This is a genomic window from Denitrificimonas caeni (assembly GCF_905120345.1).
GTDB lineage: Bacteria > Pseudomonadota > Gammaproteobacteria > Pseudomonadales > Pseudomonadaceae > Denitrificimonas > Denitrificimonas caeni_A.
In genome coordinates this window covers 82,448-95,423 of sequence record NZ_CAJHOA010000008.1, presented here as the reverse complement: position 1 = coordinate 95,423, position 12,976 = coordinate 82,448, and the positions used below count along the sequence as shown (strand labels likewise).

The 12,976-nt window shown below is 49.0% G+C and carries 12 protein-coding genes; 8 read left to right on the top strand and 4 right to left on the bottom strand.

Annotated elements, in window-relative coordinates; translation table 11 throughout:
* Positions 1 to 4: 4 nt before the first annotated feature.
* Together JYJ62_RS14070 and JYJ62_RS14065 are read right to left on the bottom strand one after the other, a co-directional pair.
* A complete protein-coding gene (locus tag JYJ62_RS14070) occupies positions 5 to 994 on the bottom strand; it encodes an aromatic/alkene monooxygenase hydroxylase subunit beta (protein WP_205342860.1) in 990 nt (329 codons plus the stop codon).
* A gap of 29 nt (positions 995 to 1,023) precedes the next feature.
* Positions 1,024 to 1,338: a phenol hydroxylase subunit gene (locus tag JYJ62_RS14065; RefSeq protein ID WP_205342859.1), complete on the bottom strand. Its 315-nt coding sequence runs from the start codon at positions 1,336 to 1,338 to the stop codon at positions 1,024 to 1,026.
* Between the two features lie 466 nt (positions 1,339 to 1,804).
* On the opposite strand from JYJ62_RS14065, the gene JYJ62_RS14060 reads away from it, so the two are divergent.
* Positions 1,805 to 3,514 carry a sigma 54-interacting transcriptional regulator gene (locus JYJ62_RS14060; protein ID WP_332461638.1) on the top strand — a complete coding sequence of 570 codons (1,710 nt, stop codon included), beginning with the start codon at positions 1,805 to 1,807 and terminating at the stop codon, positions 3,512 to 3,514.
* Between the two features lie 135 nt (positions 3,515 to 3,649).
* Here the strand turns inward: JYJ62_RS14060 and JYJ62_RS14055 are convergent, their stop codons facing one another.
* Positions 3,650 to 4,450: a thioesterase family protein gene (locus JYJ62_RS14055; protein WP_205342858.1), complete on the bottom strand. Its 801-nt coding sequence runs from the start codon at positions 4,448 to 4,450 to the stop codon at positions 3,650 to 3,652.
* 327 nt (positions 4,451 to 4,777) lie between these two features.
* On the opposite strand from JYJ62_RS14055, the gene JYJ62_RS14050 reads away from it, so the two are divergent.
* The 5 genes from JYJ62_RS14050 to JYJ62_RS14030 all read left to right on the top strand — a co-directional run bounded on the left by JYJ62_RS14050 (position 4,778) and on the right by JYJ62_RS14030 (position 8,941).
* Positions 4,778 to 5,137 (top strand): sirohydrochlorin chelatase, encoded by a 360-nt coding sequence (locus tag JYJ62_RS14050; protein ID WP_205342857.1) that lies wholly within the window; start codon positions 4,778 to 4,780, stop codon positions 5,135 to 5,137.
* 183 nt (positions 5,138 to 5,320) lie between these two features.
* On the top strand, positions 5,321 to 5,938 hold the full coding sequence (gene gmk, locus JYJ62_RS14045) for a guanylate kinase (RefSeq protein ID WP_205342856.1): 618 nt from the start codon (positions 5,321 to 5,323) through the stop codon (positions 5,936 to 5,938).
* Between the two features lie 110 nt (positions 5,939 to 6,048).
* Positions 6,049 to 6,306, top strand: a complete 258-nt coding sequence (gene rpoZ / locus JYJ62_RS14040) for a DNA-directed RNA polymerase subunit omega (RefSeq protein WP_205342855.1) — start codon at positions 6,049 to 6,051, stop codon at positions 6,304 to 6,306.
* A gap of 67 nt (positions 6,307 to 6,373) precedes the next feature.
* Complete coding sequence (gene spoT / locus JYJ62_RS14035; protein WP_205342854.1) at positions 6,374 to 8,485, top strand: bifunctional GTP diphosphokinase/guanosine-3',5'-bis pyrophosphate 3'-pyrophosphohydrolase; 2,112 nt, start codon at positions 6,374 to 6,376, stop codon at positions 8,483 to 8,485.
* 75 nt (positions 8,486 to 8,560) lie between these two features.
* Positions 8,561 to 8,941, top strand: coding sequence for a RidA family protein (locus JYJ62_RS14030; RefSeq protein WP_205342853.1), 381 nt, complete (start codon positions 8,561 to 8,563; stop codon positions 8,939 to 8,941).
* Between the two features lie 28 nt (positions 8,942 to 8,969).
* On the opposite strand, the gene JYJ62_RS14025 is transcribed toward JYJ62_RS14030, so the two are convergent.
* A complete protein-coding gene (locus JYJ62_RS14025; protein ID WP_205342852.1) occupies positions 8,970 to 9,824 on the bottom strand; it encodes an SDR family oxidoreductase in 855 nt (284 codons plus the stop codon).
* 97 nt (positions 9,825 to 9,921) lie between these two features.
* Between JYJ62_RS14025 and JYJ62_RS14020 the strand changes: the two genes are divergently transcribed.
* Both JYJ62_RS14020 and recG read left to right on the top strand, forming a co-directional pair.
* Positions 9,922 to 10,842 (top strand): hydrogen peroxide-inducible genes activator, encoded by a 921-nt coding sequence (locus tag JYJ62_RS14020; protein WP_205342851.1) that lies wholly within the window; start codon positions 9,922 to 9,924, stop codon positions 10,840 to 10,842.
* A 2-nt stretch (positions 10,843 to 10,844) separates the two neighbouring features.
* Positions 10,845 to 12,923 (top strand): ATP-dependent DNA helicase RecG, encoded by a 2,079-nt coding sequence (gene recG / locus JYJ62_RS14015; RefSeq protein ID WP_205342850.1) that lies wholly within the window; start codon positions 10,845 to 10,847, stop codon positions 12,921 to 12,923.
* Positions 12,924 to 12,976 lie beyond the last annotated feature (53 nt).

Sequence of the window (12,976 nt, the reverse complement as noted above, 5' to 3'; positions counted from 1 at the left end):
CTCCTTATTGGATAATGCCTATTTTCTTCAGGCGTTCTTCGAGCAGCCCATCGGCTATGGATAACGCTTCACTGTCATCCAGCATTGCTGTGACTAGGGGATGTAAAGCGTGCAGCGTTTTTTCGCGCCAATGTTTAACCCAACCAGCCAGCAGCACTCGATTGTCTTCTGATTCACTGGCCACTGTTTTCAGAACACTGTCTAACCAGCGGCTACTGTCTTTGGTCCACACTTGCATAAACTCAGTGAGCAGCGCGACATCGCGACCGCCCATCGAGGCAAGTTTTTGATCAAGTTGCTCGTAGAAAAGATTAAAGACTAGGGTGTCAACCACCAGATCTTGCGCAACAAACACCTCAAACCAGTCCTCGACTGTGGTCATCTGTTCACACAAGGCACGCATGGCTTGCCAAGCAGGATTTTGCATCCACTCTTGTTTGGCTGCAGCGAGGGAGTCACCGGTATTACCATCTAAAATCAAACCGATTTTAGATAAGTACTGAGCATTACCGAGGCGGTCGATGCCGTTGTACAACAGAGCTTGGCTAATCGCCGCACCATAGCTAAAAGAGCAGCCATACATATTATTCAGGTTGGCGGTGTGTTCGACATGACGCAGAGGGATAAGGTAGCTGATCAAATGCGCCCTGACAGCTTCAGGCAAATGCTCAGCCAAACCACGTTTTTCAAAAAAACTATAGTTGGTTTCAGCGGCTTCTTGATGGCGAGCGCGCTGCTGCACATAAGTGCCATAGTAAAACTGGCGCGGATCTTTCAGGTCATACCAGTCTGCCATGACAATTTGTGTGCGGCTTTTATCATTCAGCTCATGCTGTGGCTGCCACAGTGGGCGGTAATGGTAGTTCGTTTCTGCCTGCAAATCATAGGTTGCTTCTTGATATCGAGAGGCGGGTTTATCACCAAAACGTCGCTCAATATTGGCAAAAGTATTACGGATAGGCTGCAAAGTTGCTGTTTTTATTTCAAGTGCCATCAGCTTATACCTCTTCAGTAGTTTTATTATTATTCAGTGGGTCTATCACGATCACGGTTGCGAGACATCAGGGTGTCTTCGCCATATCGCCATTTTTCCAGTTCTAGATCGACATTCGCCATCTGCTCAGCACTCATATGGATCACGTTATTATTAGTGCAAAAGTCTTCAAAGACGGCGGGTGGCATGATTAACTCTACAAACAGAGAGGGCTCTCCTATTGCAAAGTCAAACTCGACAAAACGGGCATCCGGCTTACTGCGGACCCGGATGTATTTGGTCAAATCTCTAAAGCTGTTTTTAGCTCTTGGCTGTTGCTCGGGTTCGCTCGGTGAATGTGGCATTCCGAAGTCCTCTAATTTTTATTTTTCTAAACACTCACCAAGAACATTTGCAACATGCATGCCAGAAAACTATAAATATATGTAAGCCGTTGATTTTCAATATATTATTTAGATAAAAAGAGATTTAGAAAAGCCACAAGCACAGCGTAGGGCAGTTCAATCAAACTGAGGAATTGATGATTTGAGCAATCGAAAAAGACTAATTGATCATTTGATGCAGAATTTTATGCTGGATTTTCTGAAAGACTAATGGCTAAGAACGCATGGTTACACTAAATGTGTTTTGTTGTTAAGCTCAGGCTTTATTCCGCGGTTGCGGTATAGGCAAATGTACTCATCTTAGCAACATGCTCCAAGCAAATGGACAGTGGCCGCGGCGATCCGCTTGCAGGGTTCGTCCAGCAAAGTTTAAGTTTCACGAGGAACATACGCACCGGCCACGCACCACTATGAACACGGAGACGCAGTGACTAAACTTAATTTACAAATGCCCGAGTTGGCTCTGTTGCTCAAGCAACTTAAATTCCACCCAGAAGAAGGTAAGATTTGGCTCGCAGAGCAACGCTCAGTACTCATGGGGCTCGGCGCGCTCTCCAGCTTTAGAAAGGAAATTCTCACCACCTTAGGGCAGGAACGCGGGAAGGGATTTTTCATGCGCCTAGGTTATTTCTCAGGCGCAAAAGATGCAGAACTAGCACGCAACTTAGGGCAGGATTCCAATATAGAACAAGCCTTCCTGATCGGCCCGCTCTTGCATAGTTTACGCGGGATGGTTAAAGCGATTCCTTTAGCACTGGAATACGATCCCGAAAAACAGCATTTTTATGCCGAGTTTGAATGGATTGACTCTTTTGAAGTTGAGATCTGCCGCAGTGCCTTTGGCCAACTCAATGAGCCGGTTTGCTGGATTTTACTGGGTTACGCCTGTGCCTATACCAGTCATTTTGCCGGCATGGATATTCAATACCGCGAAGTTGAATGCTGCGGCCAAGGTGATCACCGCTGTCGTATCGTCGGAAAAGTTGCTACAGAATGGCCAGACCACGAAGAATTCAGCTACTTATTTAGAGAAGCGCCCTTAATTGATGAGTTGTATAAGCTGCAATCACGTATTGCAGACCTCGAGCTTTCGCTATCATCCAACACCGATAATATGCACCCAGCACTGGGTGAAGCACCACCATTTACCAGTGCCTTAAAAATGATTGATCGCGGCGCCAACTCTGAAGTCACCATGTTATTGCTGGGTGAAACAGGCACCGGCAAGGAAGTACTGGCACGGCGAGTGCACAGTATGAGTAAAAGGCATGACAAGCCCTTTGTGGCGGTAAACTGTGCGGCAATTCCCCCAGAGTTAATTGAGTCAGAACTCTTTGGTGTCGAAAAAGGCGCGTATACCGGTGCCACTCAGTCTCGCCAGGGGCGTTTTGAGCGAGCTAACAGTGGCACTATTTTTCTCGATGAAATTATTGAGTTGAGCCCCCGAGCACAAGCGGCATTGTTGCGCACGCTACAAGAAGGCGAAATCGAGCGCGTCGGTGATAGCCAAACCCGTTCCATTGATGTCAGAGTCGTGGCCGCCACCAACGAAGATTTAGCAGAAGCGGTTAAAAGTGGCCGTTTTCGTCAAGACCTTTTTTATCGCATAAATGCCTATACCGTGGTTATTCCACCTTTGCGCCAGCGCAAAAATGATATTGTCTTGCTCGCTGAACACTTTCGTAAACGTTATGAAAAACACTATAAGAAAACCACCTCTGGTTTTACTGATTTTGCCATGCAAGCATTGCACAGCCATGATTGGCCGGGCAATATTCGCGAGCTGGAAAACGCCGTCCAACGCGGCATCATCCTCACTGATGAGAATCACTCAATTACCGAACAGAGCTTATTTAATGCCAGCCGATCATTGGATAGCAGTACAGCCAGCGAAACTCATACGCTCAATCAGCAGTCAGGCTTGATCGAAAGCATCGACAGTAAAGGCTCGCTGAAAACAGAACTCGCGGAACAAGTGTTGCAGCATCACATTAGCCTGCCAGAACTTGAAGAAGCACTGATTGAAAAGGCTATGGAAAATGCTGCTGGAAAAGTTTCAAGCGCTGCCCGCGCATTGGGCTTAACCCGTGCGGCTTTAGCTTACCGCCTCAAGCGCACCGATGAGGCGGATCAATAAAGCTCAGTCCAGTAAACATGTGTTCGACAGCACCGCACTACTCCGTCTGTCAGCAGGCTATCAGTCAAGAGGCGAGGCACAGCGGCGGCGCCAGGATCGCCAGCTAGAGCTTAACAGCGCTTCAGCACTAGAGGCTTAGCCCATTTTTCTCAGCGTCAAAATCTGTTCACTGCGCCCAAATGGACCCTGCGCATCATGCAAGATCGAACTGGTCAAGCCGATGCCGTCGCTACCGTATTGTTGCACGGTTTCTAAGCCGAGCCATCTGCCTACAGGGTAGCGATACAAGTGAATTTGCAGATCTAAATTCGGAAACCCCCAAGTAAACGCATCATCTTGACGAGGCGCTACGCCGTTCGCGGTATCCACCATGCCGATTAAGTGCACAAAATCACTGGTGGGTTGGTTTTCGACCATGTCTTTGGCGTTATTAAGCCAAACGATACCTTTACCGGCACGGTGCTTTTCATTGGCTTTGGCCTCAAGGCTTTTAATATAACCACCAGGCCAACGCAGCATACCCTCCCAGTTTGGCAGCGTCTCTGGGTGATACACGACCTGATCTTCGAGTGCGGCGATCTCAGAGCTGTCTTGGGTGCACATGCGCCAAGCTCTGGCAACAATGCAGGTTTTGCCATTGGCTTGCATCTGCGACTCAAGCAACTCGATGGTTTTACCCGGACGTATCACGCGCGTGCTAATGGAAAACTCACCCGCCGCAATTAAGCCGAAAATATCATAACTGATGCGGCCGATACGTACATCGTCACGGGGCTGAAAGTCTTCTAACTCTGCGGCGATAATCCCGCTGGCCGGAGCCATATGTTGTTCATGTTCGTTCCACGCACCTTGCGCATGCATCGTAGAGCGATAGGTCGCGGTGACGACGCCTGCTGCGTCTGTGGTTTTGTTGATGAATTGGTAATAAGCACTCATTGTGGATTGACCTTGTTGTTATTTATTAATTGAGTGAAAAGACTGAATGAGCATTTGTATCAAGATTCATTGGAATAGGCTAACTCTTAGCATTTAAGACTGCATAAAACATTACCACGAGTGAACACGACTCAACACAAGAGCAAGCCCAAAGCAGCGCATTGATCCCGCCCGCTAAGAGGTGGGGAAATTCTGCGAAATATTGTTAAACAACCTGTACGCTATACCAATAATTTAATTTTATTGCTCAATCCGCACGTTTCAGCAGCCAGCCAAAGCTATAATTACAGGCTCTTATCAGCACCTGCCCATACAGGAAACCCCAGCATGAAACAGTTATTGATTGTCGCGCACGGTAGTCGCCGTGCAGCCTCCAACGATGAAGTGAGAGTACTGGCGGCGCAAGTGGCTCAGCATTTGCAATGGTCTGCCGAACAGGTGCAAGTCGCTTTTTTAGAATTGGCGTTACCCTCCATAGCCACAGCTTTAGATGATTGTTTTAAGCGTGGTGTCAATGAAGTCAGCGTGCTGCCCTACTTTTTAGCCTCAGGCAGTCATGTGGTCAGCGATCTACCCCGCGAAATAGCCGCAGCACAGGCTAAGTGGCCTGATAAAACCATTCACCTACTGGCCCATATTGGTGCGGCAGATCGTATGGTCAACTTGATTGCTTCTGCATGTGACTGAGCACAGACTCAGTTCCAAGAACAATTACAGATGAAGCATGCCAGCATTTGCTGTTAGAATAGGCATATTCATTTATAACGCATCGCCCTATAAAAAGTGCTTAGCCGACCTTTCGAGGTCAAAAAGCAGCATAGCTCACACTTTTTCTTGTCCGCAGCGTTTTGATTTTTTTATAGGTACTGCATGACCACTACCGGGACGCTTTATATCGTCTCTGCGCCATCGGGCGCGGGGAAAACAAGCTTAGTTAAAGCACTGATCGATAGCATGGCGCAAGTCCGTGTCTCAGTATCACATACCACGCGTGCGATGCGTCCTGGCGAGATTGATGGCGTCAATTACCATTTCACTCCGCGTGAAGAGTTTATTGCCTTACTTGAGCAAGGTGATTTTCTAGAACATGCAGAAGTTTTTGGCAATCTATATGGCACCTCGCATTCGTGGGTCAAAGAAACCCTAGCTAAAGGTTATGATTTAATTCTAGAAATTGACTGGCAGGGTGCACAGCAAGTGCGCCGATTGATGCCTGAAGCAAAATCTATTTTTATTTTGCCGCCGACGCACAAAGATCTACGTCAACGCTTAAATAATCGCGGCCAAGATGCTGCCGATGTCATTGATTTACGCATGCAACAAGCAATTGCCGAGATGAGTCATTATGTGGAATATGACTACATTGTTATCAATGATCACTTCTCAACCGCTCTCGAAGATTTAAAAGCAATTTTCCGTTGCAATCAATTACAGCTGAGTAGTCAGCAAAAACGGCACACACAACTGCTGTGCGACCTGCTACGATAGCTCTATCTGCGTGACGAGTCGGTAAGTTACTTTCTTTGTTACGCATTATTTCTTAAACTGTCTGTGTTTATGCGCCCTTTTTGGCGCTGTTTTTTTCTGTGAGGAATACTATGGCTCGCGTTACTGTTGAAGATTGCCTAGAAAACGTTGAAAACCGTTTTGCTTTAGTGATGTTGGCCACTAAGCGTTCACGCCAATTAGCAACCGGCGGAAAAGAGCCTAAAGTGCCTGTTGAAAATGATAAACCAACTGTTTTAGCGCTGCGTGAAATTGCCGCAGGTCTCATCACTGATGCAGTGATTGCTGCAGAAGAAGCGATGACAGCTGAAGAGCCTTTATTTGCAGCCTTTGACGATAACGCTAACTAAACTCGCTTATGCGAGCGCAGGTCGCTGACTGTATGAATAAGGATGTATCGCTATCAGGGGGTGAGCTATGCCTGCTTTAGATCGCCTATCTGGGCAGCTATCTACTTATTTAGGCAAAGACCAAGTCAATGCTGTACGCCGCGCATACTATTACGCGGAGCAAGCGCATGACGGTCAATTGCGCAGCAGTGGTGAGCACTATGTGACTCACCCGCTGGCCGTTGCGACTATTTTGGCAGATATGCACATGGACCATCAGAGTTTGATGGCTGCCATGCTGCATGATGTGATTGAAGACACGGGCATTCCCAAAGAAGCTATTGTCGCTCAGTTTGGCGAAAGCGTAGCCGAACTGGTCGATGGCGTCACTAAGCTAACACAGATGAAATTCGGCACTAAAGCCGAAGCACAAGCAGAAAATTTCCGTAAAATGGCGATGGCCATGGCGCGCGATATTCGTGTCATTCTAGTCAAGCTGGCTGACCGTTTACACAACATGCGCACCCTTGGCGCATTGAATCCTGAAAAACGTCGTCGCATTGCTAAAGAAACCTTAGAAATTTACGCACCCATCGCCAACCGCTTGGGAATGAACCGTATCTATGCTGAATTTGAAGACCTCGGTTTTAAAGCCATGTACCCCATGCGCGCCGCACGTATTCAATCAGCCGTTAAAAGCTCACGCGGCAATCGCAAAGAAATCGTTAATAAAATTCAAGAATCCATTACTCAATGCTTAGAGCGTGAAGGCTTACCTGGCGAAGTCAGTGGCCGTGAAAAGCATCTGTATAGCATTTATCAAAAAATGCGTGGTAAGCGTAAAGCCTTTAACGAAATTATGGATGTTTACGCATTTAGGATTGTTGTCGACAAAGTAGACACCTGCTATCGCGTCCTCGGTGCCGTGCATAATTTATACAAGCCCTTCCCTGGGCGCTTTAAAGACTACATCGCCATTCCTAAAGCCAATGGATACCAATCGCTGCACACCACTTTATTTGGCATGCACGGCGTACCGATTGAAATTCAAATCCGCACCCGTGAAATGGAAGAACTGGCTAACAACGGTATTGCTGCCCATTGGTTATACAAAACCAAAGAAGACGGTCAACGTAATAACCATGCGCGTGCGCGCCAGTGGGTCAAGGGCTTATTGGAGTTGCAGCAAAGCGCAGGCAACTCTTTAGAGTTTATTGAAAACGTTAAAATTGATTTATTCCCTGATGAAGTCTATGTGTTTACCCCCAAAGGTCGCATCTTGGAATTGCCAAAAGGCTCAACACCGGTTGACTTTGCTTACGCTGTGCATACTGATGTGGGTAACACCTGCATTGCCTGCCGTGTCAATCGTCGCCTCGCGCCGTTATCACAAGCGTTAGAAAGTGGTGCCACGGTTGAAGTCATTACGGCACCCAATACTCAACCCAATCCAAACTGGCTTAATTTTGTTGTCACCGGCAAAGCACGTACCCATATTCGTCATGCACTAAAACAACAACGCCGCGAAGAGTCGGTGAGCCTAGGCACACGCTTACTCAGCAAAGCCTTGGACAATGTCGGTGCACGCTTTGAGGATATTTCTGAAGCGCGCTTGCAGACACTACTCAAGGAAAACAATCAGGATGAGCGTGATGATCTTCTCGAGGACATTGGTCTAGGTAACCGCACTGCTCACGTGGTAGCAAGGCGCTTATTATCCACCGAAGAGTCAGATGCGAACCCATTAGCTGCTGACGGCCCGCTGGTCATTCGTGGTACTGAAGGCTTAGTCCTCAATTATGCGCGCTGCTGCACACCGATCCCAGGCGACCTGATTGTCGGTCACCTCTCTGCCGGTAAAGGCATGGTCGTGCACCGCGACAGCTGTAAAAACATCAGTGAATTCCGCAATAATCCTGAGAAATGCGTACCACTGACGTGGGCCAAAGACATTGATAGCGAGTTCAACGTTGAGTTACGCATTGAGCTGGCCCATCAACGCGGCTTAATCGCTCTGCTGGCCGGTACCATCAGTGAAGCCGATGCCAATATTGAAAAAATCAGTGTTGATGAACGTGACGGCCGTATTAGCGTGATTCAATTGGGTATTAGCGTACGCGACCGTGTGCACTTGGCACGTATCATTCGTAAGTTACGCGGTCTTGCTGGTGTCTCTCGTATTACCCGCATGCGTGCTTAACTGCTTTTATACCGTGCGCCTGTGGGCTTGTTGTATCGGTCTGGCGTGCGGGTTTTCTAAACAACGGAGTAGATTATGAGCAAAACCATTATCAGCACTGAAAATGCGCCAGCCGCCATTGGCACTTATTCACAAGCCGTGCGCGTCGAAAATACTGTGTATCTGTCAGGTCAAATCCCATTGAATCCGACCACCATGGAAATGGTTGAAGGTTTTGAACAGCAAACCGTACAAGTCTTTGAAAACCTAAAAGCCGTTGCTGAAGCGGCTGGTGGCTCACTGTCTGATATCGTTAAGCTGAATATTTTCTTAACCGATCTGGATAATTTCGGCATCCTTAATGAAGTGATGGGCCGCTACTTTAGCGCACCTTACCCAGCACGCGCGGCGGTTGGCGTGGCCTCGCTGCCACGCAATTCCTGCGTGGAAATGGATGCGGTATTGTACTTAGGCTAAATGCCCTAACGCGGTGCAGAATCAACTGTTAAAGAGCAGCTAACTGCGCCGCATAGCCTTCACAAAAACTGCTGTACTGTGGCTGCCAACCCAAGGCTCGCGCACGGGCATTACTGCAACGCTTACTGCCTGCGCGGCGCGTTAATAGCAAATCTGCCACACTGCTAACCTTTAGTTGCTGCTGCAACCACGCCACCACTTCAGCCTGTTCGACCGGCTCATTATCTACACCCAAATACACCGACTCGACTGCTTTGCCCTGTGCATCCGCTTGTAAAACAGTGGCAATTAACCCGGCCGCATCATCCGCATGAATACGGTTGGTAAAATTGTGCAAATCCGCAGTGTGATAGCCCTCGCGTACACGCCTGATCAACATATCGCGTCCTGGACCATAAATACCGGTTAAGCGCACTACGGTAGCGGGATGACCACTATTCAGCGCGCACTGCTCTGCAGCAAGCATAATCTGACCAGACCAGCGCTTGGGTTCGACGACTGATTCTTCATCGACCCAACTGTCATCATCTTGTCCATAAACGCTGGTACTGGAGACAAAGATCACGCGTTTGGGTTGTTGCTGATGTTGCTCTAGCCAGCTGTACAGATGCTGCTGGCCTTGCACATAAGCTTGCTGATAATTGGCCTCTGTCATGCTCTGCGCAGCCATTGCATACACGACATAATCAAGCGGTCCTTCTGGCCAAGCACTCGGACACTCAGGCTGCGTGAGATCTGCTGCAATCGGTAAGATATCTGCTGGCAAGCGCTGCGGGTTACGTCGTAAACCATGCACGTGCCAGCCTTGCTGATTCAACAATAAAGCCACACGACTGCCGATATCACCACAGCCCACCACCACGACTCGCAACTGTCTGTGCATTCTGATTGACTCCCCTGCTGGCCTAACCACAATAAGATTTATTGGTCACAATTTAATGTAACAGCTATGCTAATGGCAATCCTAATGGGAATTGGCTATGACTCTCACCGAACTGCGTTATATTGTTGCTTTAGCTCAAGCTCAACATTTTGGCCGCGCTGCGGAAATGTGCCATATCAGCCAACCGACTTTATCAGTCGGGGTAAAAAAGCTTGAAGAAGACTTAGGCGTGCTGATTTTTGAGCGCAGCAAAAGCGCCGTGCGTGTTACGCCTGTCGGTGAAGCCATTGTTGCGCAAGCACAACGCGTCCTAGAACAAGCACAAACCATTCGCGAGCTGGCTCAAGCCGGTAAAAACCAATTGGCCGCACCTTTGCGCGTCGGCGCTATTTATACTGTTGGCCCGTATTTATTCCCGCAAATGATTCCATTCTTGCATCGTAGCGCCCCGGAAATGCCACTCTATATTGAAGAAAACTTCACTCATGTCTTGCGCGAAAAACTGCGTAAAGGTGAGTTGGATGTGATTATTATCGCTCTTCCTTACCAAGACGCCGATGTACTGACCAAAGCGGCTTATAAAGAGCCTTTTTGTGTACTGTTACCGGCAGAACACCCTTGGACCGCCAAGGACAGTATCGACAGCGCGATGCTCAATGACAAAAGCTTACTGCTATTAGGTGAAGGCCATTGTTTCCGCGATCAGGTCTTAGAAGCTTGCCCAACCGCAATACAAGGTAATCCAGAAAACCGCTATACCACGGTCGAAGCCAGCTCATTAGAAACCATTCGCCATATGGTCGCCTCTGGGCTAGGCGTCTCAGTATTGCCATTGTCTGCGGTAGATAATCATCGTTATGCCGAAGGGGTGATTGCCGTACGACCGTTTACAGCGCCAATCCCGACCCGTACGGTCGCCATTGCTTGGCGTGCAACTTTTCCACGCCCGAAAGCCATTGATGTGTTGATGGATGCCATTCGCCAGTGTGATGCCGCACAAGCTTACCGCGAGCCTTAGTCATGACAGATTTGCTGGTCCACACTCCGGTCACCGTACTTAAAGGCGTAGGCCCTGCTGTCGCTGAAAAACTGGCTAAGGTCGGCTTAGAAAATCTGCAGGATGTGCTGTTTCATCTGCCGTCACGTTACCAAGACCGCACACGAATCACCCCAATCGGCGCGCTCCGGCCAGGGCAAGATGCAGTGGTGGCAGGGGTGGTGATCGCGGCTAATATTGTCATGGGTAAACGCCGCAGTTTATTGGTGCGCATCCAAGATGGCAGTGGCGGCCTGACTTTGCGTTTTTTCCATTTCAGCATGGCGCAAAAAAATGCGCTAGAAAAAGGCGCACAAGTCCGTTGTTATGGCGAAGTGCGCCCAGGGGCAACGGGGTTGGAAATTTACCATCCTGAATATCGCGTGCATAACCCCGATGAAGAGCAGTCGCTGCACAGCACGCTTACCGCCATTTATCCAACCACGGAAGGCTTAACCCAGCTCCGTTTACGCGACCTTTGCCTGCAGGCGTTGAGCTTTCTTAACCCGCGCAGTTTGCCCGACTGGTTACCAGCCGAGATGAGCAAAGAGTACCAATTGGGTTCGCTCGAGCAAGCGATTCGTTATTTACATCAGCCACCACCGGATGCCGATTTAGAAGAATTAGCCGAAGGTGTGCACTGGGCGCAGCAGCGTTTAGCCTTTGAAGAAATGCTCACGCACCAGCTGTCTTTGCAACGCGTCCGTGAAAGTTTGCGCCAGCAACGTGCACCGCAACTACCCGCGGCAAAAAAACTACCGCAGCTGTTTCTACAAAACTTAGGCTTTACCCCGACCGGCGCACAGCAACGCGTCGGCGCAGAAATCGCTTGGGATCTTCAGCAAGACGCACCCATGTTGCGCCTCGTGCAAGGAGATGTGGGTGCAGGTAAAACAGTAGTCGCAGCGCTTGCCGCGTTACAAGGGTTGGAAGCGGGTTATCAAGTGGCTCTGATGGCGCCGACAGAAATTCTCGCTGAACAGCATTTTATTAACTTCACTAAATGGCTAAAACCGCTGAATATTGAAGTGGCGTGGCTCGCAGGCAAACTAAAAGGTAAAGCGCGCGTCAGTGCCTTAGCGCAAATCGCTGCTGGCACACCGATGGTAGTTGGCACTCACGCCTTGTTTCAAGATGAAGTGCAGTTTAAAAATTTAGCGTTGGCGATTATTGACGAGCAACACCGTTTTGGTGTGCAGCAACGTTTGGCTTTGCGCAAAAAAGGTGTCGATGGCGTTTACAGTCCGCATCAGTTGATTATGACCGCCACACCGATTCCACGTACGTTAGCCATGAGCGCTTATGCTGATCTTGATACCTCGGTACTCGATGAATTGCCGCCCGGACGTACGCCAGTTAACACTCTAGTACTCAGTGATACACGCCGCCCGGAAGTGATTGAACGGGTACGTGCCGCCTGCTTAGACGGCCGTCAAGCCTATTGGGTGTGCACCTTGATTGAAGAATCTGAAGAACTGACCTGCCAAGCAGCGCAAAGCACTTTTGAAGATTTAACGCTCGCCCTAGTGGGGCAGAAAGTCGGTCTGATTCATGGGCGGATGAAGTCTGCAGAAAAGGCGGCAGTGATGGATGCTTTTAAACAGGGCGAGCTGCAATTATTAGTCGCCACCACAGTGATTGAAGTCGGCGTGGACGTGCCCAATGCCAGCTTGATGATCATTGAGAACCCGGAACGTTTAGGCTTGGCACAACTGCATCAATTGCGTGGCCGCGTGGGGCGTGGCAGCACTGCCAGCCATTGCGTGCTGCTCTATCATGCGCCATTGTCACAAATAGGTCGTGAGCGCTTAGCAATTATGCGTGAAACCAACGATGGTTTTATCATTGCCGAAAAAGATTTAGAACTGCGCGGCCCAGGGGAAATGCTCGGCACCCGACAAACGGGGTTGCTGCAATTTAAAGTGGCTGATTTAATGCGTGATGCGCCATTATTACCTGCGGTACGTGCAGCGGCTTGCCAATTACTTGAGCAATGGCCACAGCATGTCAGTCCGCTGTTAGAACGCTGGCTCAAACAGGGTCAGCAATATGGGCAAGTCTAAGCAACGTAACCCGCGTTGTTACTGTACTCTTGACCTCTGTAAGCCGTATCGAT

Excerpts from the sequence above, each read along its gene's own strand:
- JYJ62_RS14070 (WP_205342860.1), bottom strand. The coding sequence starts at position 994 with ATGGCACTTGAAATAAAAACAGCAACTTTGCAGCCTATCCGTAATACT.
- JYJ62_RS14065 (WP_205342859.1), bottom strand. The coding sequence starts at position 1,338 with ATGCCACATTCACCGAGCGAACCCGAGCAACAGCCAAGAGCTAAAAAC.
- JYJ62_RS14055 (WP_205342858.1), bottom strand. The coding sequence starts at position 4,450 with ATGAGTGCTTATTACCAATTCATCAACAAAACCACAGACGCAGCAGGC.
- JYJ62_RS14050 (WP_205342857.1), top strand. The coding sequence starts at position 4,778 with ATGAAACAGTTATTGATTGTCGCGCACGGTAGTCGCCGTGCAGCCTCC.
- gmk (WP_205342856.1), top strand. The coding sequence starts at position 5,321 with ATGACCACTACCGGGACGCTTTATATCGTCTCTGCGCCATCGGGCGCG.
- rpoZ (WP_205342855.1), top strand. The coding sequence starts at position 6,049 with ATGGCTCGCGTTACTGTTGAAGATTGCCTAGAAAACGTTGAAAACCGT.
- spoT (WP_205342854.1), top strand. The coding sequence starts at position 6,374 with ATGCCTGCTTTAGATCGCCTATCTGGGCAGCTATCTACTTATTTAGGC.
- JYJ62_RS14030 (WP_205342853.1), top strand. The coding sequence starts at position 8,561 with ATGAGCAAAACCATTATCAGCACTGAAAATGCGCCAGCCGCCATTGGC.
- JYJ62_RS14025 (WP_205342852.1), bottom strand. The coding sequence starts at position 9,824 with ATGCACAGACAGTTGCGAGTCGTGGTGGTGGGCTGTGGTGATATCGGC.
- JYJ62_RS14020 (WP_205342851.1), top strand. The coding sequence starts at position 9,922 with ATGACTCTCACCGAACTGCGTTATATTGTTGCTTTAGCTCAAGCTCAA.
- recG (WP_205342850.1), top strand. The coding sequence starts at position 10,845 with ATGACAGATTTGCTGGTCCACACTCCGGTCACCGTACTTAAAGGCGTA.